General features: G+C 57.7%; 1 pseudogene. It reads left to right on the top strand.

The features are described from left to right. Window positions 1–15 precede the first annotated feature (15 nt). Window positions 16–1284 (top strand): annotated as a pseudogene (locus tag WH5701_RS00605) (cytochrome c biogenesis protein ResB); the annotation flags it as partial.

Genomic DNA, 1284 nt, shown 5'->3' on the forward strand with positions numbered 1-1284 from the left:
TCACCTGCTTGCACGCTGGAGCTGATGAGACGAATCGCTGCCTGGTTGTCAGACTACGGGTTGCGATCGTTTTGCTGTTCTTGATCGCCCTTGCCAGCGCCGTTGGCACCGCTATTCCACAAGGGGATGCTCCCCGAAGCTATGTGGAGGCGTACGCCACGCGACCTTGGCTCGGCTTACTCCATGGAGAGCAGGTGCTTCAGCTTCAGCTCGACCATGTGTATTCCAGCGTTTGGTTCCTTGCTCTCCTGGCCTGGCTCGGCCTAGCGCTGATTCTGTGCAGCTGGCGACGCCAATGGCCGGCTCTTCAGGCCGCAAGGCGATGGATTGACTACCGCAACCCCCGCCAGCTCAGCAAACTCGCGATTGCAGAAAGTCTGCCGTGCACGGATTCCAACTCAGCACTTCAGGCCTTTTCATTGGTCTTAAGCCGACGGGGCTGGAGCCTCGAACGCAAAGACAACCGTTTTGCAGCCCCGTAAAGGCACCGCAGGACGGGTTGGTCCATTGCTCGTCCATACCGGTTTAATCCTGCTGATGCTGGGTGCTGTTTGGGGAGTGCTTGCTGGGAATCGCCTGGAACGGTTCCTAGCCCCAGGTCGCACCCTCGACCTGCTGAGCCGCAATGGCGACTCTCAGGTATCGATTCTTTTGGAAGCCTTTCAAGTGGACCGCGACCCTGCGGGGCGTGCTGAACAATTTCGCTCTCAGTTGCACCTCGAAGAAAACGGCAACTCGCTCGATCGCGAAATCAGCGTGAACCATCCCCTGCGGCATCGGGGAATCACCATCTATCAAGCGGATTGGTCACTCGCCGCGATCACCGTTCAAATCGGCCGAAGCCCACAATTGCAGCTGCCGCTGCGCAGCTTCCCCGAGCTCGGGGAACAGGTATGGGGACTCGTCCTGCCGACTCGACCGGATGGAAGCGAACCCGTGTTTTTGAGTGTTGAAAACGAACAGGGTCCGATCAATATTTTTGACACTGATGGGACATTGCTCACCCTCCTGCGCCCCGGGGGACCAGCAGTTGACGTAAAAGGATTACCGATGCGTGTGAATTCGGTTCTTCCCGCCAGTGGCTTGTTACTGAAGCGTGATCCAGGCGTCCCATTGGTGTATTTAGGCTTCGCCGTGATGCTCATCGGAGGGGGCCTCAGCTTGATCGCGACGCGTCAACTTTGGGCCATTGCCAGTGAAGGCCAACTACACGTGGGTGGCCTGTGCAATCGAAACCTCACCGCCTTTGCCAAGGAATTACCCAACTTGCTCAGGGAAACAGGT

It is taken from the genome of Synechococcus sp. WH 5701, assembly GCF_000153045.1.
Classification (GTDB): Bacteria; Cyanobacteriota; Cyanobacteriia; order PCC-6307; family Cyanobiaceae; genus Regnicoccus_A; species Regnicoccus_A antarcticus.